This window comes from Ensifer canadensis, assembly GCF_017488845.2.
Lineage (GTDB): Bacteria > Pseudomonadota > Alphaproteobacteria > Rhizobiales > Rhizobiaceae > Ensifer > Ensifer canadensis.
In genome coordinates, this window is sequence record NZ_CP083370.1 from 58,965 (window position 1) to 83,532 (window position 24,568).

The window sequence follows — 24,568 nt, forward strand, 5'->3', positions numbered from 1 at the left end:
AGAATTTCCGCGCAAAGTTTTACCTCCGCGACAAAGACTGTCCGGATTGCGCAAAGGCTGTCGAAGAGTGATTTTCAGGGTCGTTGCCCGCTGAAAGGGCGCTTTCGGCACAGCAGGAACGGAAAGCCTCGCCGTTCAAACCAGGTCGCGCGACGGGCGTCAAAGTCTGCCCGGAAAAGTGTGCAGCTATTTGCGATAACGACATCGGCAAAAGCGAGAGCTTTGAAGTGCGGCAATCGAACGATCGCAACGCACTTCAAGATCGGATCAGGCCCTTAGATGCGCGGCTCGACTTCCGAGGCAAGCGGGATCGAGGGCTGGGCGCCGCGCTTCAGGCAGGCGAGTGAACCCGCCACCGCGGCGCGTCGGAGCGCGTCGGGAAATGCGAGCTTCTCGTCGAGGCTTGCAGCCAGGTAACCGCAGAACGTATCGCCGGCACCGACGGTATCGACCGGGTCGATCTTTAGGCCGCGGGCGCGATGGACCTCGCCTTCGTGCACGGCGATGACGCCTTCCGCGCCCAGCGTGACGATGACTGTGTGGCCGGTTTCGGCGTGCAGCTTTCTCATTGCCTCTTCGCGTTCGTGACCTTCGATCCCGGTCTTGCCGGCCAAAAGTTCGAACTCCGTCTCGTTGGCGATGACGATATCGGCCAGCCGGCCGAGGCGGGCCGCTTCCGGGGTCAGGGGCGCGATATTGATGACGGAGCGAATGCCCTTGCGCCGGGCTTCCGAGAGCGCCTTTTCCACCGACGCTGCCGGTATCTCCAGCTGCAGCATCAGGGTGTCGCCGGCGTTCAGGCCACCAACGGCGGCAACTGCATCGGCTTCGTTGACCGTTGCGTTGGCGCTGGCAACGACGACAATGACATTCTCGCCTTCACCGCCGACGAGGATATGGGCCGTGCCCGTCGGCTCCTCGACGGTTTTGGTCAAGGACAGGTCGGCGCCGGCCTCCCGCAGCAATTCGAGCGCGCCGTCGGCAAAGCTGTCCGAGCCGACGGCGCCGGCCATGTGAACGATGGCGCCGGCACGCCGTGCGGCCAGCGCCTGATTGGCGCCCTTGCCACCGGCGGCAGTCGAAAAGCCCGAGCCGGCAACGGTTTCGCCCGGCTTCGGCAGACGCGCGGTCGTGGCGATCAGGTCCATATTGATGGACCCAAAAACAGTGATCATGTGAAGATGTCCCGTCGAATTGCTGATTTTGGCCGGAGAGTGCCCGAGACCGTCAGTCCTCGTCAACCACCCTGAGGCGCAATTGCCCGACGCGATTGTCGACGGCATGGCGCGGTTCTTCCGGTCGTGCCGCACCTTCCGCCTCAAGTTCCAGCGCTTCGATCTTGGCGCCGCGGCGGGAAAGCTTGCCCGAGGAGATGAGGATCTCTTCGACATCCTTCTGGCTCATGGCGAAGTGACCCTGCAGCTTGCGGACCCGTTCGTCGAGGCGCGTCAAGTCCTCCATCAGCCGCCCCACTTCCCCCTGGATGAGATGCGCCTGCTCGCGCATGCGGGCGTCACGGAGGATCGACTGGATCACCTGGATCGACAGGAGCAGCAGCGACGGCGAGACGATGACGATCCGCTGGCGATGCGCCTTCTGGACGATCGCTTCGAAATGCTCGTGGATTTCAGCGAAGATCGATTCCGAGGGAACGAAGAGGAAAGCCGTCTCCTGCGTCTCGCCGGGGATCAGGTACTTGCTGGCGATATCGCGGACATGCACCTCCATGTCGCGGCGGAACAGTTGCACCATCTGTTGCCGGCGCTCAGGCGTTGCAGCGTCCCGCATGCCGTTCCAGGCCTCCAGCGGAAACTTCGCGTCAATCACCAGCGGCGGTTGGTCGTTCGGCATGCGGATGGTGCAGTCCGGCCGGGCGCCGTTGGAAAGCGTCGTCTGGAAGGCAAAGGCGCCCATCGGCAGGCCGTCGGCGACGATCGTTTCCATACGCGACTGGCCGAAGGCGCCGCGTGTCTGCTTGTTCGAAAGGATGGCCTGCAGCCCGGCCATGTCCTTGGCCAGCGACTGGATGTTGTTCTGGGCGGTGTCGATCACTGCCAGGCGCTCCTGCAATCGCCGCAGGTTTTCGTGCGTCGCCTTGGTCTGCTCGCTGATCGAGGCGCCGATCCGGTGCGTCATGCCATCGATCCGCTGGCTCAGCGTCTGGTTCAGTTCCGCCTGGCGGCTGCCGAACACGTCGGCCATTGCCGCGATGCGGCCCTGCATTTCCGTCTGCGCTGCCAGCAGCATGGCCATCTGCTCGTGACGCTCGTCGTCGCCCGCCCGCCGCCGCCGCGAAACGGTCATCACCACGAAGCCAATCGCCAGCACGGCCAGAACCATGCAGAGATGGGCGACAGTGACCGGCACGGTGCCGATGAGAAAAACAGGCTGGTCAAACGAAATTGGCGCAGGTTCCATGCGGCAAGCCTAACAGATTCTTTTTTGAAGACCAGATCAAAACGAGAACATTTACCCGGCGCGGTTAACGGGAGACGACATTGCCGCGATGCCCGTAGCGTGCGCGCCAATTTTCTTGCACCCGGATGGAAAGATCGGTTATGGGAGCGATATGACGATCAAGCCGCTTATCATCCTTCCCGATCCTGTTCTGCGTCAGGTCTCGACCCCGATCGAAACCATCGATGCCGACATCCGTCGCCTGGCCGACGATATGCTCGAGACGATGTATGACGCCCCGGGTATCGGGCTCGCCGCCATCCAGATCGGCGTGGCGAAACGCATGCTGGTTCTCGACGTCTCCAAGGAAGGCGACGAGAAGACCCCGCACGTTTTCATCAATCCCGAAATCGTCGCTTCGTCCGACGCGTTCTCGGTCTATGAAGAAGGCTGCCTCTCCATTCCGGATTATTATGCCGAGGTGGAGCGTCCGGCGGAGGTCACCGTCAAGCACCTCGACCGTGACGGCAAGGAACAGATCGTCAAGGCCGACGGCCTGCTGGCGACCTGCCTGCAGCATGAGATCGATCACTTGAACGGCGTGCTGTTCATTGACCACATCTCCAAGCTCAAGCGGGACATGGTGATCCGCAGGTTCACCAAGGCTGCAAAGACCCGCGGCGCCAAGGCGATCTGATCCCGAGGAAAGCGCCCGCAGGGCGCTTTGTCGTTGAGGGGCTTGATTTGAGGCGCGTAAACCCGTTTGAAGGGGCCTGATTTCAAACGGTCGGAGTATCCGCCTTGTCGCTTCGCATCATCTTCATGGGAACGCCGGAATTTTCCGTACCGACGCTTGCCGCACTCGCAGGGGCAGGTCACGAGATCGTTGCCGTCTATACCCAGCCGCCGCGGCCCGGCGGACGGCGCGGGCTCGACCTGCAGAAGTCGCCGGTGCACCAGGCGGCCGAGCTGCTCGGCGTTCCCGTGCTCACGCCCGTCAACTTCAAGGACGAAGCCGATCGCCAGACCTTCCGTGATTTCAATGCTGACGTTGCCGTTGTCGTCGCCTATGGCCTGCTGTTGCCGGAAGCGATCCTGACCGGAACGCGGCTCGGCTGCTATAATGGCCATGCCTCGCTCTTGCCGCGCTGGCGTGGTGCGGCTCCCATCCAGCGTGCCATCATGGCCGGCGACCATGAGACCGGCATGATGGTGATGAAGATGGACAAGGGGTTGGACACAGGCCCGGTCGCGCTCACCAAGGCGGTGCAGATCGGCGAGACGATGACGGCGGGCGAGCTGCATGACCGGCTGATGCAGGTCGGCGCTAACCTGATGAAGGAAGCGATCGGCAAGCTTGAGGCCGATGACCTGCCACTGACCGAGCAGGCGGGCGAGGGCGTCGTCTACGCCGCCAAGATCAGCAAGGCCGAGACTCGCATCGATTTTGCGAGGACCGCGCGCGAAGTGCACGACCATATTCGCGGCCTGTCGCCTTTTCCCGGCGCCTGGTTTGAGCTCGAGATCGCCGGCAAGCCGGAGCGCATCAAGGTTTTGAACTCCGAGCGCGTGACGGCGGCAGGAACCGCCGGAACGGTGCTCGACGACACTCTCACCATTGCCTGCAGCGACGGTGCCGTGCGGCCGACGCGGCTGCAGCGGGCAGGCGGCAAGGCTCTCAGTGTTGCCGATTTCCTGCGCGGTACGCCCATCGCCGCCGGCACGAGGGTCGGCTGATGCCGCGCTTTCGACTGATCGTCGAATATGACGGCTCCAACTATGTCGGCTGGCAGCGCCAGGACAACGGCGCTTCCGTCCAGGGCGCGATCGAAAAAGCGATCCTGTCCTTGACCGGCGAAACCGTCTCGATCCGCGGTGCCGGGCGGACCGATTCCGGCGTTCATGCCGTCGGGCAGGTGGCGCATGCGGACCTGACGCGCGAGTGGAAACCTCACACGCTGCGCAATGCGCTGAACGCGCATCTGGGCATGGCCGGCGAGGGCGTCTCGATCCTCGACGCCCAGGAAGTCACAGACGCCTTCGACGCACGGTTTTCGGCGCTGCGCCGGCATTATCTCTACCGCATCATCTGCCGTCCGTCGCGGCTGGCGCTGGAGGCGAAGCGTGCCTGGTGGGTGACGAAGCCGCTCGATCACGAGGCGATGCATGAAGGCGCGCAACGGCTCGTCGGCCACCACGACTTCACCACCTTCCGCTCCGTCCATTGCCAGGCGACAAGCCCGATGCGCACGCTCGACCGGCTGGATGTCTCTCGCACCGGCAATCTGATCGAAATTCGCGCCACGGCGCAGAGCTTCCTGCACAATCAGATCCGTTCCTTCGCCGGCTCGCTGAAGCTGGTTGGCGAAGGCAAATGGACGCCGGACGAGCTGCAGGCGGCACTCGAAGCGCGCGACCGCAAGGCCTGCGGTCCGGTGGCGCCGCCCGACGGGCTTTATTTCATGCAGGTCGATTACTGAGGAAGGTAACGTCGCGCTCAGATGGCGCGTGACGTCTGTCAGGTCGGGATAAGGCCGAAGAACTGCTGCAGCAATTCGCCCATCATCATCGACGGCAGCAGGAAAAGCGCCGTCAGCGCCGTGGCCAGCAAGGTCTGGTTTCCGGTAATGATGCGCAGCAGCCGGAAGAGTATGCCGATGCTGACGAAGAGCAGCACCAGCCAGATCAGGCTCGTCAGCCCTTCGCTGCCGGGAATGACGAGGCGGATCGCCGCCGGCACCGCCATCGCATAGGACAGCGGCACGGAAAGCCAGTTGGTGGTGACGACGATCGGCACCACGGCGGCGGCAAAGCCGAGTGGGCGCGCCAGGACGAAGACCAGCACCAGCGGCAGCAGCCAGCTGGCGAGATCGACAACCAGAAGCTTGAAGACGAAGCCGAAGCCGACAGTGGTTCCTGTTGGCATTGCAGAGAGATAATAAAGCCGCCAGGATGCCCAGGTGACGGCAATGGCCGGCAGGCACCAGAGCATCGCTGTAAACGAACGCCACAATCCGCTCTCGCTGAAATCGAGCCAGCGGAAGCCTTCGCCATTGCCCTGGATCAGCAGCCAGAGGCCCTTGATATAGGAAAGAACCTCCTCAAGCAGCGGCATGGCCGAACCAGCTGAAGATGAAGGTTTCGTAGATTTCCGTCAGCGTTTCGAGATCGGCGACGGCGACACGCTCGTCCACCATATGCATGGTCTGGCCGACAAGCCCGAATTCGACGACGGGGCAATAGTCCTTGATGAACCGCGCATCCGAGGTGCCGCCGGTGGTCGAAAGTTTCGGCTGCTGGCCGGTGACCGCTTCGATAGCGCCTGACAGCGAATCGATCAGCGCATTGTTGCGCGTCAGGAAAACGTGGCTCGGCCGTTCGTTCCAGGTGATCTCGTAACGGACCGGGTCGCGGCCTGCCCGCAGAGCGCCGTCCGTTGCCGCGCGGTCGAGGCGGGCGATGATCTCCGCCATCAGGCTCTCGGCGGTCCAGGTGTCGTTGAAGCGGATATTGAAGGCAGCAGCCGCCTTCGCAGGGATGACGTTGACGGCGCCATTGCCGACGTCGATGGTCGTCACTTCCAGGTTCGACGGCTGGAAGTTTTCCGTGCCGTTGTCGAAGGGCGGGTCCATCAGTGCCTGGGTCAGTTGCAGGATGCCGCGCACCGGATTGTCCGCCAGGTGCGGATAGGCCGCGTGGCCCTGGACGCCGTTGACGGTGATCCGGCCGGAAAGCGAGCCACGGCGGCCGATCTTGATCATGTCGCCGAGACGGTCTGGATTGGTCGGTTCGCCGACAAGGCAGGCGTCCCAACGCTCGCCCTTGGCGGCAGCCCAGCCGAGAAGTTTCGTCGTGCCGTTGATCGCAGGGCCTTCCTCGTCGCCGGTGATGAGGAACGAAACCGAGCCCTTGGGGACCCCATGCTTTTCGATGTGGCGGGCGACGGCTGCGACGAAGCAGGCAATGCCGCCCTTCATGTCGACCGCGCCGCGGCCATACATTTCGCCGCCGGCGATATCGGCGGAAAACGGACCGTGGGTCCACGCGCCGTCGTCGCCGACCGGCACCACGTCGGTATGGCCGGCAAACATCAGATGCGGGCCGTCGCTGCCGAGCCGGGCATAGAGGTTCTCGATATCGGGCGTACCCGCGTCTTTGGCCGTGACCCGGTCGACGGCAAAGCCGAGCGGCTTGAGCATGGCTTCAAGCGCTGAGTGCGCGCCGCCTTCGGCAGGGGTAACGGAGGGGCAACGGATGAGGGTGGCGAGATTGGCGATCGGATCGGTCGAGGTCATGTAGCGATATGCCGTCTGCGTGGCGCTGGGGCCAATGGGATTGAGGGTGCTGGTTTATCCGATCGTTGCGCGGCTGTCACGCAGGATGGGTGTGCAGCCGACGGCTGAGGCTATCCGTCCGTCTTCAACGTAAGCGGGCCGGATCAGATCCGGCCCGCTCAAAGCGCATATGCGGCAAGATTACCTCATTCTCCGGGCGCGAGATGAGGTGCTTCGATATGCGCTCCGGCGTGCTTCAGAGGCCGCTCGCCCGAGAGCTTGCGGATCAGCACGTAGAACACCGGCGTCATGAAGATGCCGAAGGCGGTGACGCCGATCATGCCGGAAAAGACCGCGACCCCCATGGCCGAGCGCATTTCGGCGCCGGCGCCGGTGGAGATCACCAGGGGCACGACACCCATGATGAAGGCCATCGAGGTCATCAGGATCGGCCGCAGGCGCAGCCGGCTCGCTTCGATCGCCGCCTGGACGGCGGTGCTGCCTGATAGTTCCAGTTCGCGGGCGAACTCGACGATCAGGATCGCGTTCTTGGCGGAAAGCCCGACAAGCACGATCAGGCCGATCTGCGTGAAGACGTTGTTGTCGCCTCCGGTCAGCCAGACGCCGGCAAGGGCGGCCATGATGCCCATCGGCACGATCAGGATAATCGCGATCGGCAGGGTCAGGCTTTCATACTGGGCGGCCAGCACGAGATAGACCAAGAGCAGCGCCAGCGGGAAGACGAGCATGCCCGAATTGCCGGCAAGAATCTGCTGATAGGTCAAATCCGTCCACTCGAATGCGATACCGGGCGGCAGCGTTTCCGCGGCGATCTTCTCGATCGCGGCCTGAGCCTGGCCCGAGGAGAAGCCCGGCGCCGGGCCGCCGTTGATGTCGGCCGACAGGAAGCCGTTGTAGCGGATCGCCCGCTCGGCGCCGACCGTCTGCTCGACCTTCAACAGTGCCGACAGCGGGATCATCTCGCCCGATTGCGAACGCACCTTCAGCTTGCCGATGTCGTCGGCGTGGCTGCGGTAGTTTGCATCGGCCTGGACGCGCACGCTGTAGGTGCGGCCGAAGGCGTTGAAGTCGTTGACGTAGAGCGAGCCCAGATAGATCTGCAGCGTCTCGAACACATCGGTCACTTCGACGCCGAGCTGGCGCGCCTTGACGCGGTCGAGGTCGGCGTAGAGCTGCGGCACGTTGATCTGGAAGCTCGAGTAGATGCCAGCCAGCTCCGGCGTCTGGTAGGCCTTGGCAATGAAGGCCTTGGTCGCCTCGTCGAGTGCCTGGTAGCCGAGGCCGTTCTTGTCCTCGATCTGCAGCTTGAAGCCGCCGGTGGTGCCCAGCCCCTGGACGGGCGGCGGCGGGAACATGGCGATGAAGGCATCCTGGATCGCGCCGAATTCCTGGTTCAGCTGCATGGCGATCGCCCCGCCCGAAAGCTCGGGCGTCGTGCGCTCCTCGAACGGCTTCAGCGCCACGAAGACGATGCCGGAGTTCGACGAGTTGGTGAAGCCGTTGATCGACAGGCCGGGGAAGGCGATGGCATTTTCGACGCCGGGATGCTTGAGCGCGATATCACTCATGCGGCGGATGACGTCTTCCGAGCGGTCGAGCGTCGCTGCGTCAGGCAACTGTGCAAAGCCGATCAGATACTGCTTGTCCTGGGCGGGCACGAAGCCGCCGGGAACGGCGCGGAACAGCACGAAGGTGACGCCGAGCAGCAGGACATAGACGCCCATGATCAGCGACTTGCGCGACAGGATCCTGCCGACGCCGCGGCCATAGGCTTCCGAGCTGCGACCGAAGAAGCGGTTGAAGCCGCGGAAGAACCAGCCGAACACCTTGTCCATGGCACGGGTCAGCCAATCCTTCGGCGCATGGTGATTGCGCAGGAGGAGGGCGGCGAGCGCCGGGGAAAGCGTCAGCGAGTTGATGGCGGAGATCACCGTCGAGATGGCGATCGTCAGTGCGAACTGGCGGTAGAACTGCCCGGTCAGGCCGGTGATGAACGCAAGCGGCACGAACACGGCGACGAGCACCAGCGCAATGGCGATGATCGGTCCGGAAACCTCCTGCATCGCACGGTAGGTCGCCTGTACCGGCGACAGACCCTGCTCTATGTTACGTTCGACGTTTTCGACCACGACGATGGCGTCGTCGACGACGATGCCGATCGCCAGCACCAGGCCGAACAGGCTGAGCGCGTTGATCGAGAAGCCGAAGACGTACATCACCGCGAAGGTGCCGACGATCGAGACGGGCACCGCCACGAGCGGGATGATCGAGGCGCGCCAGGTCTGCAGGAAGACGATGACGACGATGACGACCAGCGCGATCGCTTCAAGCAGGGTGTGGATGACCGACTCGATCGAGGCACGCACGAACTGGGTGGTGTCGTAGACGATCTCGTAGTCGACGCCGTCGGGCATGGTCAGCTTCAGCTCGGCCATGGCCTTGTGAACGTTTTCCGAGATCTGGATCGCGTTTGAGCCCGGCGCCTGGAAGACGCCCATGCCGACGGCGGCCTTGTTGTCGAGCAGCGAGCGCAGCGAATAGTCGGCAGCGCCCATTTCGACGCGTGCGACGTCGCCAAGCCGCGTGACCTCGCCGCCGGCGCCCGACTTGACGACGATGTCGGCAAAGTCCTCAGGCGTCTGCAGGCGGCCTTGCGCGTTGACGGAAAGCTGCAGGTCGAGGCCGGGAACCGACGGCGAGGCGCCGATGACGCCGGCGGCGGCCTGAACGTTCTGCGCGCGGATGGCGTTGGCCACGTCGCTTGCCGCAAGACCGCGTTCGGCAGCCTTCTGCGGGTCGATCCAGATGCGCATCGAATAGTCGCCGCCGCCGAAGATCTGTACCTGGCCGACGCCGTCGATGCGGGCGAGCCGATCCTTGACGTTGAGCACGCCGTAATTGCGCAGATAGTTGATGTCGTACTGGCCGTTGGGCGACAACAGGTGCACGACGAGCGTCAGGTCCGGCGAGCTCTTGACGGTCGTGACGCCGAGACGGCGCACTTCCTCGGGCAGGCGCGGCTCGGCCTGCGCGACGCGGTTCTGTATCAGCTGCTGGGCCTGGTCCGGGTCGGTGCCGAGTTCGAAGGTGACGGTCAGCGTCATCAGACCGTCCGCCGTCGCCTGGCTCTGCATGTAGAGCATGCCCTCGACGCCGTTGATCTGTTCTTCGAGCGGCGTTGCCACCGTCTCGGCGATAACAGCCGGGTTGGCGCCGGGATACTGCGCCCGCACGACGATCTGCGGCGGCACGACTTCGGGATATTCGGAGATCGGCAGGCCGGTCATGCCGAGCAGGCCGCCCACGAAGATCAGGACCGAAAGAACGCCCGCGAAGACCGGGCGGTCGACGAAGAAGCGTGAGAAGTTCATTGACGTATCCCCTTGGGACGAGTTCAGGCAAATCTCCGGCTGTCGCGGCAAGAACACTCGCCACGCGCCGGGATCTGCTAAGTGATGTCTGGGCGGCCAATCCCGCCTCGGCGACAGCCGAAGCGGGTGCCGTCATGTCCTACTTGGTTGCGATCGACGCCGTCGTTTCTTCGACCTGCTGCGGTGCCACGAGCACACCCGGGCGTACCCGCTGCAGGCCGTTGACGACGATGTTCTCGCCGGTCTTCAGGCCGCTTTCGACGATGCGCAGCCCGTCGGAACTCGGGCCAAGCTTCACCTGGCGGTACTCGACCTTGTTGTCGGAGCCGACGACGAACACGAATTTCTTGTCCTGGTCGGAGCCGATGGCGCGATCGCTGATCACGAGCTTTTCTTCGGGCTCCGGTTCGCCGATGCGGATGCGCACGAACTGGCCGGGGATCAGCCGCCCGTCGGCATTTTCAAGCGCGGCGCGGACGCGGATCGTGCCGGTCGCCGCATCCACCTCGTTGTTGATGAGCTGGATATGGCCGGAGATCGGCGTGCCTTCGTCGGCAGCGGTGCCGATCTGCACCGGGATGCGCTCGATGGCGTTGCCGCCGGCCGAGGCCTGGAGCCGGGCGAGTGCAGTGGTGACCACTTCTTCGCTGGCGCTGAAGCTTGCGTAGATCGGGTCGACCGAGACCAGCGTCGTCAGCACCGGCGAAGCGGAGCCGGCGGCGACGAGGTTGCCGGCGGTCACTTCCAGCCGGCCGACGCGGCCGGAGATCGGTGCCTTGACTTCGGTGTATTCCAGGTCGAGTTCGGCCGTGCGCAACGCGGCCTTGGCGGAGCGCACGCTCGCCTGCGCCTCGTCGAAGGCGCTGAGGCGCTGGTCGACGCCGCTCTGTGGGATGGCGCTCGTGGTCACGAGCTTGCGTCCGCGGTCGAGTTCCGTCCTGGCGAGCGCCACCCGCGCCTCGGCTGCTGCGACCTCGGCTGCAGCCCGGTCGACGGCTGCCGCATAGGGCTCGGGATCGATGGTGAGCAAAAGGTCGCCCTTTTTCACCAGTGCACCCTCGCGGAAGTGGGCTTGGAGAATGGCGCCGCCGACACGGGGGCGAATCTCGACGCGTTCGATCGCTTCCAGCCGCCCGGAAAAATCTTCCCAGGTGGTGATGCGGCGCGACTGCGCCTTGGCCACCGAAACCGGCACGGCCGGTGGAAGCGCGGCTGCCGTTTCGGTTGCGGCATCCGCCTCGAAGTGCTGCGGCAGGCCAAGAAGAACCGCGGCACCGCCGGCGGCGGACAATAGGATGCTCAGGCCGGCGCCCCAGAGGGCCCGGCGGGTCACTGTCGATTTCATTTTTCTCTCCTTGCCGGTTGGGAGCCGGCGTTTTTGCTGCTGTCGTCAGCGAAAGGGAAAGGCCGGCGGCCCTGTCGTCCTTGGCTAACGCATCGTCATTTCAGCCGGCTTCGCCCCCGCCTGCTGGAAGAAGCGGGAAAAGATGCCGGTAATCGTTTCTTCCTGGGATGCCCAGGTTTCAGCGTTCACGGTATTTTCCGGTATCCACCCGGCGCGGCCGGGAAGAATATGGGACTGAACGCTCACGCCCGCCTGGCGAAGACGGTCTGCATAGGCAGCAGTCTCGTCGCGCATCGGGCATTCCTCGCTGGTCAGGATGAGCGAGGGAACAAGGCCGGCGAGCCGCGTACAGTGCGCCGGAGCGGCATAGGGATGCGTGAATCCACCGCATTCGCCCAGATACCGTTGCCAGCCTTCGGCGATCGATTGCACCGAACCCTCGGGACAGTATTTGCGAAACGATGCGGTCGCCAGGCACGGATCCAGCATCGGCGACAGGAGGATCTGCCCCTTGAGGTCGGTGAGGAACTGGTCGCGAGCCATCAGCGCCACGCCGGCTGCCACGTTGCCGCCCGCCTCCTCGCCGGCGATGAACAGCAACGATTTTTTATGCGCGAACTGCGGGCAACGCGCACGCATCGAAGAAAGCATGGAATAGGTGACGTCGAGTGCGGCCGGGAACGGATTGAGGCAGGCCGACGCATATTCCGGCGAGATGACGATGGCACCGGCCGCCGCAAGCGCCTTGGCGACGCGTTCGCCGGCTGCGATCGAGCTGCCGACGAAGGAGCCGCCATGCAGGTGCAGCACCACGGGCGGCGGGTTGAGCAGCGTTTCGCCACTATAGACACGTGCCGGGCACGAACCTTTGCCCGTCTGCATCGTCTCTACCGTAAAGCGTTCACCCATCTCTCTTGCCTTTGCCACGGGGTCATCCCACATGAGGCGACAACCCGCCATGATGGGAGAATAACATTGTCTTCTGTCTGGAATAGTCCGTCTAATCCGACTACACTATTCAGTATCTCGAACAATAATGGCTATTGAAAATGGACCAGCTCACGGCCATGCGCGCGTTTCTCCGCGTTGTCGAAACCGGCAATTTCACACGTGCTTCCGCTTCGCTCAATATGCCCAAGGCGACCGTCACCAATCTCATCCAGGGATTGGAAGCGCATCTGCGCACCAAGCTGCTCAATCGCACGACGCGGCGGGTTCTGGTGACCCCGGATGGCGCGCTCTATTACGAGCGGGCCGCGCGCCTCGTGACCGACCTCGATGAGCTCGACGGCAGCCTGTCGAGCGCCCAGACGCTGCCGAAGGGGCGGCTGCGCGTGGAGATGGCAAGCGCCATGGCCAATCTCATCGTTATCCCGGCTCTGTCCGAATTCCACAAGCGCTACCCTGACATCCAGATCGATCTCGGCGTCTCGGACCGCACCGTCGACTATGTTGCCGAGAATGTCGACTGCGCCATTCGTGTCGGCACCCTGACCGACCAGTCGCTGATTGCCCGGCGCATCACCGACATGAGCTTCGTCGCCTGCGCGGCACCCGACTATCTCGACCGTTGCTCGACGCCGCAACATCCCTCCGATCTTTCGAAGAATTGTTATGTCGTCGGCTATTTCCGCCCGCAGACCGGCCAGCAGATGCCGTTCTATTTCAAGCGCGGCGCGGAAGAGATCGAGGTTCATGGTCGTTATGCGGTGGCCGCCAACGAATCGACCACCTATCTCGCCGCCGCCCGTGCCGGCCTCGGTGTCATCCAGGCGCCCCGCTTCATGGTGCGGGAGGATCTTGAGACCGGCGCGATGCGGAGGGTGCTGCAGGACTGGCAAATCGAATCGATGCCGATCTATCTCGTCTATCCGCCGAACCGACACCTGAGCAGCCGTCTGCGCGTCTTTGCCGACTGGGTGGTGAAAGTGATCGCCCAGTCGCAACTCGACGGCGAATAGGCCTATTTGCCCCGCTCGGCGTCGTAGCGCGCGCGCGCCGCGTCGAGAGTGCCGAAATGCGTCTCGGCCCAACGGTCGAGCACCAGCAGGGTTTCGCTGAGCGAACGGCCGACAGCGCTGAGGCTGTATTCCACATGCGGCGGCACGGTCTTCTTGTCCTCGCGAATGACAAGGCCGTTCCGCTCCAGTTCCTTCAGCGTCTGCGTCAGCATCTTCTGCGAGACGTCGCCAAGCCGGCGCATCAGCGCGGCGTTGCGCATCGGCCCTTCTTCGAGCGCCGAGATGATCAGCATCGCCCATTTGCTGGCGATCAGCTCCAGCGCATGCCGCGAGGAGCAGGTCGGGTCGAAGACATCCGGAATGGAGGTGATGGGTGCTTCGAGCGGGTCTGTCGAGATTTTCATAGTTACCAAAAGGTGCGTAATTGCTATCCAGTGCCTACCCTACCAGATTGTTCTCCAGATGGAAATTTCGATGGAGACGGTAATGGCATGGATCATCCTGATAGCGGCGAGCCTGATTGAAATCATCATGGGCCTGGCGCTCAAATATGCCGAAGGCTGGACGAAACTGGTGCCGAGCGCGATCGGCATCGCAGCGGCGCTCGGCAGCGTCTACCTCCTGACGATCGCCATGCGCGACCTGCCGGCCGGCACTGCCTACGCCGCCTGGACCGGCATCGGCTCAGTCGGCATCACGGTGCTCGGCATCGTGCTTTTCGGGGATCCCGTCTCCTGGATGCGGATCACCTGCATCGCGATGATCATCGTCGCCGTCGCCGGCCTGCGCTTCCTCGAAGCCTGATACGGCCAGCCGCCGCAACTGCAGACAAAAAAAAGCGCCGCGATTTGATCGCGGCGCTTTTTGATTTGGGCTGACGCCGTTGCTGCGGCAAGCTTAGCTCTGGCGGTTCTTGGCGTTGTTGCCCTTGGGCTTCGGCTTGAAGCCGCCGTCCTTGCCGGCGTTCGGCTTGGCCTTCTTTTTAGTCCAGGCGTCGCGGTTTTCCGGCGGCTTGTCGTCGGTGTGGGCCGAGGCGGCGGCGTAAGCCGGCTTCTTGTCGAACTTGCGCTTCGGCTTGAAGTCGCCGTCACTGCGTGCCGCATCGTCCGAATAGGGGCGCTTCTTGGCAAAGGCCGGTTTGTCCTTGGAGAAACCTGGCTTGTCCTTGGAGAAGTTCGGCTTGTCCTTGGAAAAACTCGGCTTCTCCTGGCGCTGCTGCGACAGATCGGGAGCGCCCGGCAGCGTCTTCACCCGGATGCCCTTCTCCAGCATGCCCTCCTTGCCGATCGACGACAGGAAGCGCTCGGCTCCATCGGAGGTCATTTCGACGAAGGTCTCTTCCTGCTGCATGCGGATCGCGCCGATGTCGCGCTTGGTCAGCTTGCCGTGGCGGCAGAGCATCGGGATCAGCCAGCGCGGCTCGGCATTCTGCTTGCGGCCGACCGAGAGCGAGAACCAGCTGCCATCGCTGAAATCGGCGCGCGGCGCGTCATAGTCTTCGCGCGGTGCAGACTTCTCATCGCGGCGCGGCTTTGCGCGGCTGTCGCCGACGGCAACCTCGATCAGGTCTTCCGGGGCCGAGCGGCCAGAGCGGAACTGGCGCACGAAGGCGGCAGCCATCTGCTCGGCACCATGAAGCTCGATGAGCGCGCGCACGATCGCCTCTTCGTCTTCGCGGATCGGTTCGGCAAAGCTCGTGTCGGCAAGCAGGCGCTCGTCGTCGCGGCGGCTGACCTCGTCGGCCGACGGCGGGCGGGCCCAGTTGGCGGTGATCCGGGCGTTTTCGAGCAGGCGCTCCGCCTTGCGGCGCTGGCTCACCGGCACGATCAGGGCGCTGACGCCCTTCTGGCCGGCGCGTCCGGTGCGGCCGCTGCGGTGCAGCAGTGTATCCGGGTTGGTCGGCAGGTCGGCGTGGATGACCAGTTCGAGGCCCGGCAAGTCGATGCCGCGGGCGGCAACGTCGGTGGCGATGCAGACGCGGGCGCGTCCGTCGCGCATGGCCTGCAGCGCGTGGGTGCGTTCGTTCTGGCTGAGTTCGCCCGACAGAGCCACCACCGAGAAGCCGCGGTTGTTGAAGCGGGCAGTCAGATGGTTGACGGCTGCACGGGTCGAGCAGAAGACGATCGCATTCTTCGCTTCGTAGAAGCGCAGGACGTTGATGATCGCGTTTTCGCGATCGTTCGACGCAACGGTCAGGGCGCGGTATTCGATGTCGACGTGCTGCTTCTGCTCGGACGCGGTGCTGATGCGCACGGCGTCGCGCTGGTAGTTCTTGGCAAGCGTCGCGATCGAGCGCGGTACGGTCGCCGAAAACATCAGCGTGCGGCGGTCGTCGGGAGACTCCTCGAGGATGAATTCGAGGTCCTCGCGGAAACCGAGATCGAGCATCTCGTCGGCCTCGTCGAGCACGACGGCACGCAACGAAGAAATATCGAGCGAGTTGCGGCGGATATGGTCGCATAGGCGTCCGGGCGTGCCGACGACGATGTGGGCGCCGCGCTCCAGCGCGCGCTTCTCGGTGCGCATGTCCATGCCGCCGACGCAGGACGCGATCGTCGCGCCAGTCTGCTCATAGAGCCATTCGAGCTCGCGCTTGACCTGCAGCGCCAGTTCGCGCGTTGGTGCGATCACAAGCGCCAGCGGCGCGCCGGGCGCGCTGAAGCGGCGCTGGTCGCCAAGCAGGGTCGGTGCCAGCGCCAGGCCGAAGGCGACGGTCTTGCCGGAGCCGGTCTGGGCCGATACCAGCGCATCCTTGCCCGCCAGATCAGGATCGCGCATCGCCTGTTGAACCGGCGTCAACTCGTTGTAACCGCGTTTTGCCAACGCCTCGGCGATCGCAGGCGCGATCCCTTCGAATTCTGTCATCTCTCGTCTTTCGGATTTCGGTTTTCGCGCCGGTAAACGAACAAGACCTTGGATCAGGTCGTCATCAGGCGCCGATTGCCGCGGCCAGCATCTTATCGCCGGCCTGTTCATGGCGCGCTACATACGCGTTCGGGCCCGAAATGTACAGTGCGCCGCTCAAGCGCCGGGTTCATCGCTGGTTTGGCCGAATTCGTTCGGCCCCTCGGTGCCCGGCCAGAGACAGAGCGCGATGAAGACGATGGGGCTCAGGACAGGGATGAACAGGCAGATCGCCAGCGGTCCGGGATAGCCGATATCGTGCAGCCGCTTGATCGCCAGCATGGCGATCGAGAGCGTGGAAACGATGCCGGACACGATCAGCGCCAGCGTCCAGAGCGCCAGCGCGGTCCTGTGGTTCTCGTTGGCGAGCATCTGCGCGACGACGAAACCGCCTATCAGCAGCCAGAAAAGCCAGGACAGGAAAAAGGGCAGGCGGGTGATGCGGCCGGAGGGGCTGAAGAACAGCCAGATCATGCTCGGCCGTCGCCCCTCCGGTGTCATCGGATCAGTCTCGAAGCAGTTCGTTGATGCCGGTCTTGGAGCGGGTCTTCTCGTCGACGCGCTTGACGATGACGGCGCAGTAGAGGTTCGGTGCCGGCTGGCCGTTGCCCATGGTCGAGCCCGACGGCATCGAGCCGGCGACGACGACGGAGTAGGGCGGGACTTCACCATAGGTCACTTCGCCGGTGGCGCGGTCGACGATCTTGGTCGACTTGCCGATGAACACGCCCATGCCGAGAACCGAGCCCTCGCGCACGATGCAGCCTTCAACGACCTCGGAGCGGGCGCCGATGAAGCAATTGTCCTCAATGATCGTCGGGCCGGCCTGCATCGGCTCCAGCACGCCGCCGATGCCGACGCCGCCGGAGAGATGCACGTTCTTGCCGATCTGGGCGCAGGAGCCGACCGTGGCCCAGGTGTCGACCATCGTGCCTTCGCCGACATAGGCGCCGAGGTTGACGAAGGACGGCATCAGGATGGCGTTCGGCGCGATATAGGCCGAGCGGCGCACGACGCAGTTCGGCACGGCGCGGAAGCCGGCCTTCTCGAACTCGTTGACGCTCCAGCCGTCGAACTTGGAGGCGACCTTGTCCCACCAGACGGATTCCCCCGGGCCGCCCCGGACGATTTCCATCGGGTTGAGGCGGAAGGAGAGCAGAACGGCCTTCTTCAGCCATTGATTGACGGTCCAGTTGCCGTCGGCGCCACGCTCTGCCACCCGCACCTTGCCGCTGTCGAGCAGGTTCAGTGCCGTTTCCACGGCGTCGCGCACCGCGCCGCGCGTTCCGGTGTTTACGGAATCGCGGTCATCAAAGGCGGCGTCGATCGTCTGCGACAGGGAGGCGAGGTTGTGGTTCGTCATCGGAATTCCTTAAAGTTCGGCGGTTATCCTGCGAAAGCTCTACTGCATAATTCCGAAAATCGGAATCGATTTAAGGACAAAATTAGGCAGCGACGCGATGTGCGCCCGTGGGTGTTCTGTATCGGCTGGAATGCGCGGCGCCCGAGGCCCGTTCCGGAAAAGTTGGACCGCTTTTCGGCTCGACGCTGCCGGCAGGGCTTGGCAAGCGCGGTCGACTGCGGCATCAGGGGCATTCATGACCGATGAAACAGGATAGGACGCGTCCGCCCGAGATGCCGATTGTCCGGAACGCGACGGGAAAGACGATAGCATGGCACGCATGAAGAAGCGCAATCTGCGCCGTAAGGATGGGGTTTGGGATCCGCTGGCCGATAGCTCGCAGAGCCGGCAACGGGCGCAGACGGTGCCGGTGACGCCGCAGTCGGCCTCTCCTTCCTATCGCCTTGCCTATATCGACGACGATTTTCTCTGCCGCGAGGAACTGCGCCCGGTGCGGCTGCAGCTCGAACTCTTGAAGACCGAAATGATGCTGGAGGAGTACGGCATCAACTCGACCGTGGTGATGTTCGGTGGCGCGCGCATTCCCGAGCCGGGCGGCGACGCCTGGGCCGCCAGGAACGATATCCAGCGCAAGAACCTGGAAGCAGCCTCGGTCTATTACGACGAAGCGCGCAAGTTCGCGCAGATCGTCTCGGAACATTCCGCCAAGCTGCACTACAAGGAATATGTCGTCGTCACCGGCGGCGGGCCGGGTGTGATGGAGGCGGGCAACCGTGGCGCTGACGATGTCGGCGCGCCGTCGATCGGCCTCAACATCGTGTTGCCGCACGAGCAGGCGCCGAACCGCTTCGTGACGCCGGAGCTGTCGTTCAACTTCCACTATTTCGCCATCCGCAAGATGCATTTCCTGCTGCGCGCCAAGGCCGTCACGGTGTTTCCAGGCGGCTTCGGCACGTTGGACGAGCTGTTCGAAACGATGACGCTGATGCAGACCGGTCGCCTGGCGCTGGTCCCGCTCATTCTCTTCGGGGAAAAGTTCTGGCGCTCGATCATCAATTTCGAGGCGCTTGCCGAGTTCGGCACGATCGCGCCGAACGATATCGATCTGGTGCAGTTCGTCGAAACCGCCGATGAGGCCTGGGATATCATCTCCCGCTTCTACGAGACCGTCGATCCGCGGTCGGTGCCGATGGCGAACGGCAGGCGATAGCGCCTCTCCGGTAAACTTGCGAAGCGGTTTCGCTCAGGGGAGGCCATCTTCATTTCCTCCGGTTCTCGTGTATTTTGTGCCCATGCAGAACGACAATCGATCATCAGTCAGAAAAACAATCTCCCTCGCCCTGGGTGCCGCGATGACGCTTGCCGGAGCGATCGGGTTCCTGATCGAGAGCCTTCTTCGTCATTCGGTTTGATGCCGCCCTAAGCCCTGCATCCAAAACCGGAACCAGCGCCAGCAATCAATGCCGGCGAGCCAGTCGTTGAGCCAGCAGCCGCGCCTAGTGCTTCGGTAACGGCAATGCGTCAAAACAAGGATTGTGCATTTCCGCCGCCCTGTTTGACACGGAGCTTTCGACACCGCCGCGTGCCAATCCAGGCGCGCGGCGGTGTCGTCGGATACTCCTTTCACCGGGCGGCGGGAAAGGGCACCGATGGATCAAATTTTCTTGGTGAAGTCGGCGGCGTCGATGACACCGTCGCCGTTCTTGTCACGACGCTTGAACATTTTTTCTGAAGCACTTGCGACCTCGGCAGCGCTCAAAGAGCCGTTGCCGTCGGCGTCGACGCGCTTGAAGGCCTTTGGCCGCATGCCGGGCACCATGGCCGGCCGCGCGTCCTTCAGTTGGGCAAGGGCTGCGTCGCGCTCCTTGCCGTCCTTGCTCTTGGCTTCCTGCCAGGCCTTGCGGGCGTCGCGGAACGCCTGGCGCTTCGCCTGCATCTCGTCGGCACTGATCTGGCCGTCGCCATTGGTGTCGAATGCCTTGAAGTTCGCGGTCATGTGCGCCTGTAACTCGTCGAGTGACACCTTGGAATCGCTGTTGGTGTCCAGTCGCTTGATCATCCGTTCGGCCCGCTGTTCGGGCGTCATCTTGTCTCTGGCGGCAAATGATGGCGCAGCCAATCCGGTAACGGCGACGGCAAGGGCGGTTACGCCAAGGATCAGGGTTCTGTTCCGCATCATGCTTCCTTTCGATCGGGTTATGCCCGAACGAATGATAGGCAGCGGGACGGCGAGCACCAGTTAAACTTTGGTAATTTAAGTCTTTGGCGGGAAAGGGGTTTTTCCCGGGCCAAAATGTGTCGGGGTCAGAGGTCGGCGACCACGCGCCTGAGGAAGCTGGCGAGATCCTCGGTGACGTAATCGATCTGCTCGTCCTCGTCTCCGGACTGCTCCCAGGATTCGGCGAACTCGTATTCGAAGTTGCGCGGCACCAGTAGAACCGTCTTCATCCCGAGCGTTTTCGGAACCAGAAGGTTGCGCGGCAGGTCCTCGAACATGACCGCATTGCGGGTATCGACCCGGTGCAGGCTCATGAACTTGTCATAGGTTTCGCCGGCCGGCTTCGGCACGAAATCGGCAGCGACGATATCGAAGATGTCGTTGAAGTGATCGAGGATGCCGAGTGCGCGAGCGGTCATTTCCGCATGTGCAACGCTGCCGTTGGTGAAGATGAACTTGCGCCCCGGTAGCGCCTTGATCGCTTCGCCCAGCGTCGGATCCGGCGGCACGATGCTGTAGTCGATCGCATGCGCCTTTTCGAGGAAGTCGCTCGGGTCGATGCCGTGATGGATCATCAGGCCTTTGAGCGTCGTGCCGTGATCGCGGTAGTAGTCTTTCTGCAGCTTCTTCGCGTCCGCCGGCTCGAGCGACAGCAGCGCCGAAACGTAAGCCGTCATGTTACGGTCGATCTGCGAGAACAGATTGACGTGGTGCGGGTAGAGCGTGTTGTCCAGATCGAAGACCCAGTCGGTGACATGGGCGAATTCGTCGTGGGTCGGCAGGCGATCGAGCTTTTTCATGACCGCCTTATGACACGGGTATGGGCGGCCACCAAACGAGAAAATTCACCCCGCCGCACGGGCTACCCTACCGGCGCAGACGTTTCCACTTTGAATTGCCAAAACAACATGGCATCGTTCGGCCGGCGCGGCTTTGACGTAGGGGTTCCGGATGCCGATGTCGGACGAACTGTTTTACCTGCTGTTTCTGTTCGGATTCTACGCGACGACAGTCGTTACCTATTTCGCCCTGGGTTATGGCCTGACCTGGGTCAACGACCGCAATCCCGAGCGAAAGATTCAGAAGGGACGCGGTTCCGACAAGCGCCGCAGGGCGGAAGTCCGCCAGAGCCTGGTGTCGATGTTCAGCGCCTGCCTGCCGCTGACGATCGGCCTCTATGTCCAGCAAAAGGGCTGGGCGCCCGGGCCCTGGACCTTCAATTGGTGGGCGGCGGTGCCGCTCTTTGTCCTGTGCATGTTCCTCTACGATACCTGGTTCTATTTCATGCACCGGCTGCTGCACACCAAGTGGCTGTTTCCACTGCACGCCCTTCATCACAGAAGCGTCGCACCAACGATCTGGAGCACCTATTCTGAGGATTTCTTCGACAACTTCCTCTTGCAGAGTTTTTCAGCCGTCGTCGTTTTCGCCGTCCCGTTTCCGCCGGCGATCCTGATCGGGCACCGGTTGTTCGAACATTTCAACGGCATGTTCGGGCACTGCGGGTTCGAGTATTTCGCCTCATCGACGGCGCGATATCCGTCCCCTCTCTTGTGCACGACGTTCCACGACCAGCATCATTCCGGCTTCAAGTACAACTACGGCAACTACTTTTCGTTCTGGGATCGCGTGCTCGGCACGATCTCGCCGAACTACGATCAGCGCGTGAAGGCCTTCGAAGACGAAGGTCAGCCGCTCACGTTCAGTCGGGCGGTCGACCTGGCGGAAGTTCAGGAAAAGCCGGACTGATATCAGCGCAGGTTGGTATATATCGGCGAGACTGTACGGAGTTCTTGGCAATATCAGGACCCGCGTGCTAGCTCGCAGCCATGGAAACCTGGGTAATCATCACCGTCGCTGCGGCCTTCCTTCAGAATGTCCGCTCCGCCATGCAGAAACACCTGAAGGGCGTCATGGGCACGACCGGCGCGACCTTCGTGCGTTTCGGTTTCGGCCTGCCTTTTGCGTTGCTCTATCTCATCGTGCTCTGGCGCGTGGCGGGCCATCCGCTGCCGGTGCCGAACGGCACATTCTTCCTGTGGGCGGTCATCGGCGGGCTGGCGCAGATCGCGGCGACCTTCCTGCTGGTGCACCTCTTCTCCTTCCGCAACTTTGCGGTTGGCACCGCCTATTCGCGCACCGAGCCGGCCCAGGCAGCGCTCTTCGGCCTCATCTTCCTGGGCGAGCGGGCGAGCGAGGGCACGCTGGTGGCGATCGCCATCTCCGTCGTCGGCGTCATGCTGATTTCGGTTGCGCGTACGACGCTGAGCCCGCGCTCGCTGGTCACTTCGGTTTTCAGCCGCACGGCCGGGATAGGCCTTCTCTCGGGCACGTTCTTCGGGCTTTCGGCCGTGGCCTATCGTTCGGCCTCGCTGGTGCTCGCGCCCAGCCTGCCGGCACCGGATTACATGATGCAGGCGAGCTTCACGCTCGGCTTCGTCATCCTGCTGCAGACGGTGGTGATGCTGATCTGGATCGTGCTGCGCGAGCCGGCCGAGCTGAAGCGCATTGCCGCTGCGTGGAAGCCTGCCTTCGTCGTCGGCTTCGTCGGCGCCTCCGCTTCCTTCGGCTGGTTCATGGCAATGACGCTGCAGCAGGCGGCGATCGTGAAAGTAGTGGCGCAGGTCGAGATGCTCTTCACATTCGCCTCGTCCTTCTTCATCTTCCGCGAGTGGATCAATCGTCTCGAACTCCTCGGCTGCCTCCTGATCGTGCTCGGCGTGGTGACGCTCGTGCTTATCTGAACTGTCGCCAAACCATCGCCGGAAAAATAGACGCCCGAAAACCGGCGCCCGTCCCTTCGCACACATGGTAGAAGGGCCGCATGTTGTTCGATCTTCCTTCCGACGAAACGCTTTACGATGCCCTGATTGCGCGCAGCACCGAATACGAGGGCGCTGCCTATGTCTGCGTCAAGACGACGGGCATTTTCTGCCGCCTCTCCTGTCCCGCTCGCAAGCCGAAGCGCGAGAACACCATCTTCGTCGGCTCGATCGGCACCTGCCTCGAAGCCGGCTTTCGCCCGTGCCAGCGCTGCAAGCCGCTTGCAACCGTCGGTGCCAAGGATCCGCTGGTCGATGACCTGCTGCAGGCACTGGAGGCAGCACCCGAACGGCGCTGGACCGAGGACGACCTGGTTCGCCGCGGCCATGATCCGTCGACCGTTCGCCGCGCCTTCAAGCGCAATCTCGGCATCACCTTTCTCGATCTTGCCCGACATCGGCGACTGGGCCTTGCCGCCCGCCAACTCGCCGAGGGCGGCCGGGTCATTGATGCGCAGATCGACGCCGGATACGAATCGCCGAGCGGCTTTCGCGCCGCCTTTGCCAAATTGCTCGGCGAAGCGCCGGCTATGTCGCAGGGCCGTGTGCTGCTGTTTGCCGACCGCATCGACACGCCGCTTGGCCCGATGGTGGCGGTCGCCGACAAGACCCATCTGCACATTCTCGAGTTTCACGATCGCAAGGCGTTGCCGACCGAGCTCGAAAACCTGAAGCGCAAGACCCGCTCGGCGATCGTCCCAGGCCGCACGGCGCCGATCGACCAGATGGAGGCGGAGCTGAAAGCCTATTTCTCGGGCGATATCGCAGAGTTTCGCACGCCCCTGGCGCCTGGCGGCACTGCCTTCGAGCGTGAGGTCTGGGCAAGGCTCGTGAAAATTCCGCTCGGAGAGACACGTTCCTATGGTGACATCGCGCGCGAGGTCGATACGATCCAGGCCGTGCGTGCCGTGGCGAAGGCCAACGGGTCCAACCAGATCGCCATCGTCATTCCCTGCCACCGCTGCATCGGCTCCGATGGTTCGCTGACGGGATATGGCGGCGGGTTGTGGCGCAAGCAATGGCTGCTGCGGCACGAAGGCAAAATGAAACCTGTGGGATTGTTTGCGGAGGAAATGCAATGAACCAGACTGAAAAGGCCACCGAATTCGCCGCTCTGCATCGCAAGGGCGATCCGGTGGTGCTCTACAATATCTGGGATGCGGGCAGCGCCAAGGCCGTGGCCGAGGCTGGAGCCAAGGCGCTTGCGACCGGCAGCTGGTCGATTGCCGCCGCGCATGGGTTTGGCGATGGCGAGAAGGTTCCGCTGGCGCTGCTTACCGATATCGCCCGGCTGATCGTCGCCTCGACCGAACTGCCGGTCACGGTCGATTTCGAGGGCGCCTATTCCGACGACCCGGCAACGGGGGCTGCCAATGTCTCGCGTCTGATCGACGTCGGCGCCATCGGCATCAACTTCGAAGATCAGGTTGTCGGCAAATCCGGCGTGCATGCGGTCGAAAAGCAGGCCGCCCGCATCCGCGCGATCCGCGAAATGGCGGACCGCCGCAGTGTGCCGTTCTTCATCAATGCCCGCACCGACCTGTTCCTGCAGGAAAGCGATGCTGGCCGCCATGCCGGTCTTGTCGATGAGGCGATTGCGCGCGGAAAGGCCTTTGCCGAAGCCGGCGCCAGCGGCTTCTTCGTGCCGTGGCTGGTCGATGCCGCGCTGATTGCCAAGGTCTGCGCCGCTTCGAGCCTGCCGGTCAACGTGATGATGCGGCCGGGTGCGCCGGACCTGCAGACGCTCGCCGGCGCCGGCGTCGCACGTGTCAGTTACGGACCTTTCCCCTACCGGGCGATGATGGAAAAGCTGAAGCAGGAGGCCCAGGCCGTTTATCAGGCCTGATCAATCAGCCCAAAACAAAAGCGGGATGCGGCCTGAAAACCGCATC

The 24,568-nt window shown here is 63.3% G+C and carries 23 protein-coding genes; 10 read left to right on the top strand and 13 right to left on the bottom strand.

Translation table 11 applies throughout. The annotated features are described in order from the left end of the window. Nucleotides 1-275: 275 nt before the first annotated feature. Nucleotides 276-1,175, bottom strand: a complete 900-nt coding sequence (locus tag J3R84_RS00285; RefSeq protein ID WP_025425719.1) for a ribokinase — start codon at nucleotides 1,173-1,175, stop codon at nucleotides 276-278. A gap of 52 nt (nucleotides 1,176-1,227) precedes the next feature. Next, complete coding sequence (locus J3R84_RS00290) at nucleotides 1,228-2,418, bottom strand: DNA recombination protein RmuC (protein ID WP_203527343.1); 1,191 nt, start codon at nucleotides 2,416-2,418, stop codon at nucleotides 1,228-1,230. Between the two features lie 151 nt (nucleotides 2,419-2,569). On the opposite strand from J3R84_RS00290, the gene def reads away from it, so the two are divergent. The 3 genes from def to truA all read left to right on the top strand — a co-directional run bounded on the left by def (nucleotide 2,570) and on the right by truA (nucleotide 4,877). Then, nucleotides 2,570-3,094, top strand: a complete 525-nt coding sequence (gene def / locus J3R84_RS00295) for a peptide deformylase (RefSeq protein ID WP_025425721.1) — start codon at nucleotides 2,570-2,572, stop codon at nucleotides 3,092-3,094. A 104-nt stretch (nucleotides 3,095-3,198) separates the two neighbouring features. After that, entirely contained in the window at nucleotides 3,199-4,134 is a 936-nt protein-coding gene (fmt, locus tag J3R84_RS00300) for a methionyl-tRNA formyltransferase (protein WP_025425722.1), read from the top strand. After that, entirely contained in the window at nucleotides 4,134-4,877 is a 744-nt protein-coding gene (gene truA / locus J3R84_RS00305; protein ID WP_025425723.1) for a tRNA pseudouridine(38-40) synthase TruA, read from the top strand. Before fmt ends, truA begins: the two co-directional genes overlap by 1 nt. A 38-nt stretch (nucleotides 4,878-4,915) precedes the next feature. On the opposite strand, the gene J3R84_RS00310 is transcribed toward truA, so the two are convergent. The 5 genes from J3R84_RS00310 to J3R84_RS00330 form a co-directional block, all read right to left on the bottom strand. Next, nucleotides 4,916-5,512 carry a hypothetical protein gene (locus J3R84_RS00310; protein ID WP_025425724.1) on the bottom strand — a complete coding sequence of 199 codons (597 nt, stop codon included), beginning with the start codon at nucleotides 5,510-5,512 and terminating at the stop codon, nucleotides 4,916-4,918. Further along, nucleotides 5,499-6,692 carry a succinyl-diaminopimelate desuccinylase gene (gene dapE, locus J3R84_RS00315; protein ID WP_025425725.1) on the bottom strand — a complete coding sequence of 398 codons (1,194 nt, stop codon included), beginning with the start codon at nucleotides 6,690-6,692 and terminating at the stop codon, nucleotides 5,499-5,501. Before dapE ends, J3R84_RS00310 begins: the two co-directional genes overlap by 14 nt. Before the next feature lie 185 nt (nucleotides 6,693-6,877). Next, on the bottom strand, nucleotides 6,878-10,063 hold the full coding sequence (locus tag J3R84_RS00320) for an efflux RND transporter permease subunit (RefSeq protein ID WP_025425726.1): 3,186 nt from the start codon (nucleotides 10,061-10,063) through the stop codon (nucleotides 6,878-6,880). Between the two features lie 139 nt (nucleotides 10,064-10,202). Beyond that, entirely contained in the window at nucleotides 10,203-11,408 is a 1,206-nt protein-coding gene (locus tag J3R84_RS00325) for an efflux RND transporter periplasmic adaptor subunit (protein WP_025425727.1), read from the bottom strand. Between the two features lie 84 nt (nucleotides 11,409-11,492). Beyond that, nucleotides 11,493-12,317 carry an alpha/beta hydrolase gene (locus J3R84_RS00330; protein ID WP_025425728.1) on the bottom strand — a complete coding sequence of 275 codons (825 nt, stop codon included), beginning with the start codon at nucleotides 12,315-12,317 and terminating at the stop codon, nucleotides 11,493-11,495. A 140-nt stretch (nucleotides 12,318-12,457) separates the two neighbouring features. On the opposite strand from J3R84_RS00330, the gene J3R84_RS00335 reads away from it, so the two are divergent. Further along, a complete protein-coding gene (locus tag J3R84_RS00335; protein ID WP_025425729.1) occupies nucleotides 12,458-13,369 on the top strand; it encodes a LysR family transcriptional regulator in 912 nt (303 codons plus the stop codon). 2 nt (nucleotides 13,370-13,371) lie between these two features. Here J3R84_RS00335 and J3R84_RS00340 read toward each other — a convergent pair whose 3' ends face one another. Continuing rightward, complete coding sequence (locus J3R84_RS00340; RefSeq protein ID WP_051509149.1) at nucleotides 13,372-13,773, bottom strand: winged helix-turn-helix transcriptional regulator; 402 nt, start codon at nucleotides 13,771-13,773, stop codon at nucleotides 13,372-13,374. Nucleotides 13,774-13,855: 82 nt separating this feature from the next. On the opposite strand from J3R84_RS00340, the gene J3R84_RS00345 reads away from it, so the two are divergent. Beyond that, nucleotides 13,856-14,173 (top strand): DMT family transporter, encoded by a 318-nt coding sequence (locus tag J3R84_RS00345; protein WP_025425731.1) that lies wholly within the window; start codon nucleotides 13,856-13,858, stop codon nucleotides 14,171-14,173. 93 nt (nucleotides 14,174-14,266) lie between these two features. Here the strand turns inward: J3R84_RS00345 and J3R84_RS00350 are convergent, their stop codons facing one another. The 3 genes from J3R84_RS00350 to dapD all read right to left on the bottom strand — a co-directional run bounded on the left by J3R84_RS00350 (nucleotide 14,267) and on the right by dapD (nucleotide 17,636). Beyond that, nucleotides 14,267-16,234 (bottom strand): DEAD/DEAH box helicase, encoded by a 1,968-nt coding sequence (locus J3R84_RS00350; RefSeq protein ID WP_203527345.1) that lies wholly within the window; start codon nucleotides 16,232-16,234, stop codon nucleotides 14,267-14,269. Between the two features lie 156 nt (nucleotides 16,235-16,390). Continuing rightward, nucleotides 16,391-16,774 (bottom strand): DUF805 domain-containing protein, encoded by a 384-nt coding sequence (locus J3R84_RS00355; RefSeq protein WP_025425733.1) that lies wholly within the window; start codon nucleotides 16,772-16,774, stop codon nucleotides 16,391-16,393. A 4-nt stretch (nucleotides 16,775-16,778) separates the two neighbouring features. Further along, nucleotides 16,779-17,636 (bottom strand): 2,3,4,5-tetrahydropyridine-2,6-dicarboxylate N-succinyltransferase, encoded by an 858-nt coding sequence (gene dapD / locus J3R84_RS00360; RefSeq protein WP_025425734.1) that lies wholly within the window; start codon nucleotides 17,634-17,636, stop codon nucleotides 16,779-16,781. 310 nt (nucleotides 17,637-17,946) lie between these two features. On the opposite strand from dapD, the gene J3R84_RS00365 reads away from it, so the two are divergent. Next, the gene (locus J3R84_RS00365) at nucleotides 17,947-18,846 is read left to right on the top strand and encodes an LOG family protein (protein WP_025425735.1); all 900 of its coding nucleotides are present in this window, start codon (nucleotides 17,947-17,949) and stop codon (nucleotides 18,844-18,846) included. Nucleotides 18,847-19,290: 444 nt separating this feature from the next. On the opposite strand, the gene J3R84_RS00370 is transcribed toward J3R84_RS00365, so the two are convergent. Together J3R84_RS00370 and J3R84_RS00375 are read right to left on the bottom strand one after the other, a co-directional pair. After that, a complete protein-coding gene (locus tag J3R84_RS00370; RefSeq protein ID WP_158071680.1) occupies nucleotides 19,291-19,812 on the bottom strand; it encodes an EF-hand domain-containing protein in 522 nt (173 codons plus the stop codon). Between the two features lie 128 nt (nucleotides 19,813-19,940). After that, nucleotides 19,941-20,654 (bottom strand): pyrimidine 5'-nucleotidase, encoded by a 714-nt coding sequence (locus J3R84_RS00375; RefSeq protein WP_025425737.1) that lies wholly within the window; start codon nucleotides 20,652-20,654, stop codon nucleotides 19,941-19,943. 151 nt (nucleotides 20,655-20,805) lie between these two features. Between J3R84_RS00375 and J3R84_RS00380 the strand changes: the two genes are divergently transcribed. From J3R84_RS00380 to J3R84_RS00395, 4 genes are all read left to right on the top strand, one after another. Further along, nucleotides 20,806-21,603 carry a sterol desaturase family protein gene (locus J3R84_RS00380; RefSeq protein WP_225906198.1) on the top strand — a complete coding sequence of 266 codons (798 nt, stop codon included), beginning with the start codon at nucleotides 20,806-20,808 and terminating at the stop codon, nucleotides 21,601-21,603. Nucleotides 21,604-21,683: 80 nt separating this feature from the next. After that, nucleotides 21,684-22,598 (top strand): EamA family transporter, encoded by a 915-nt coding sequence (locus J3R84_RS00385; RefSeq protein ID WP_025425739.1) that lies wholly within the window; start codon nucleotides 21,684-21,686, stop codon nucleotides 22,596-22,598. An 80-nt stretch (nucleotides 22,599-22,678) separates the two neighbouring features. Beyond that, entirely contained in the window at nucleotides 22,679-23,758 is a 1,080-nt protein-coding gene (locus J3R84_RS00390) for a bifunctional transcriptional activator/DNA repair enzyme AdaA (RefSeq protein WP_025425740.1), read from the top strand. Continuing rightward, the gene (locus J3R84_RS00395; protein ID WP_025425741.1) at nucleotides 23,755-24,522 is read left to right on the top strand and encodes an isocitrate lyase/PEP mutase family protein; all 768 of its coding nucleotides are present in this window, start codon (nucleotides 23,755-23,757) and stop codon (nucleotides 24,520-24,522) included. Before J3R84_RS00390 ends, J3R84_RS00395 begins: the two co-directional genes overlap by 4 nt. Nucleotides 24,523-24,568 lie beyond the last annotated feature (46 nt).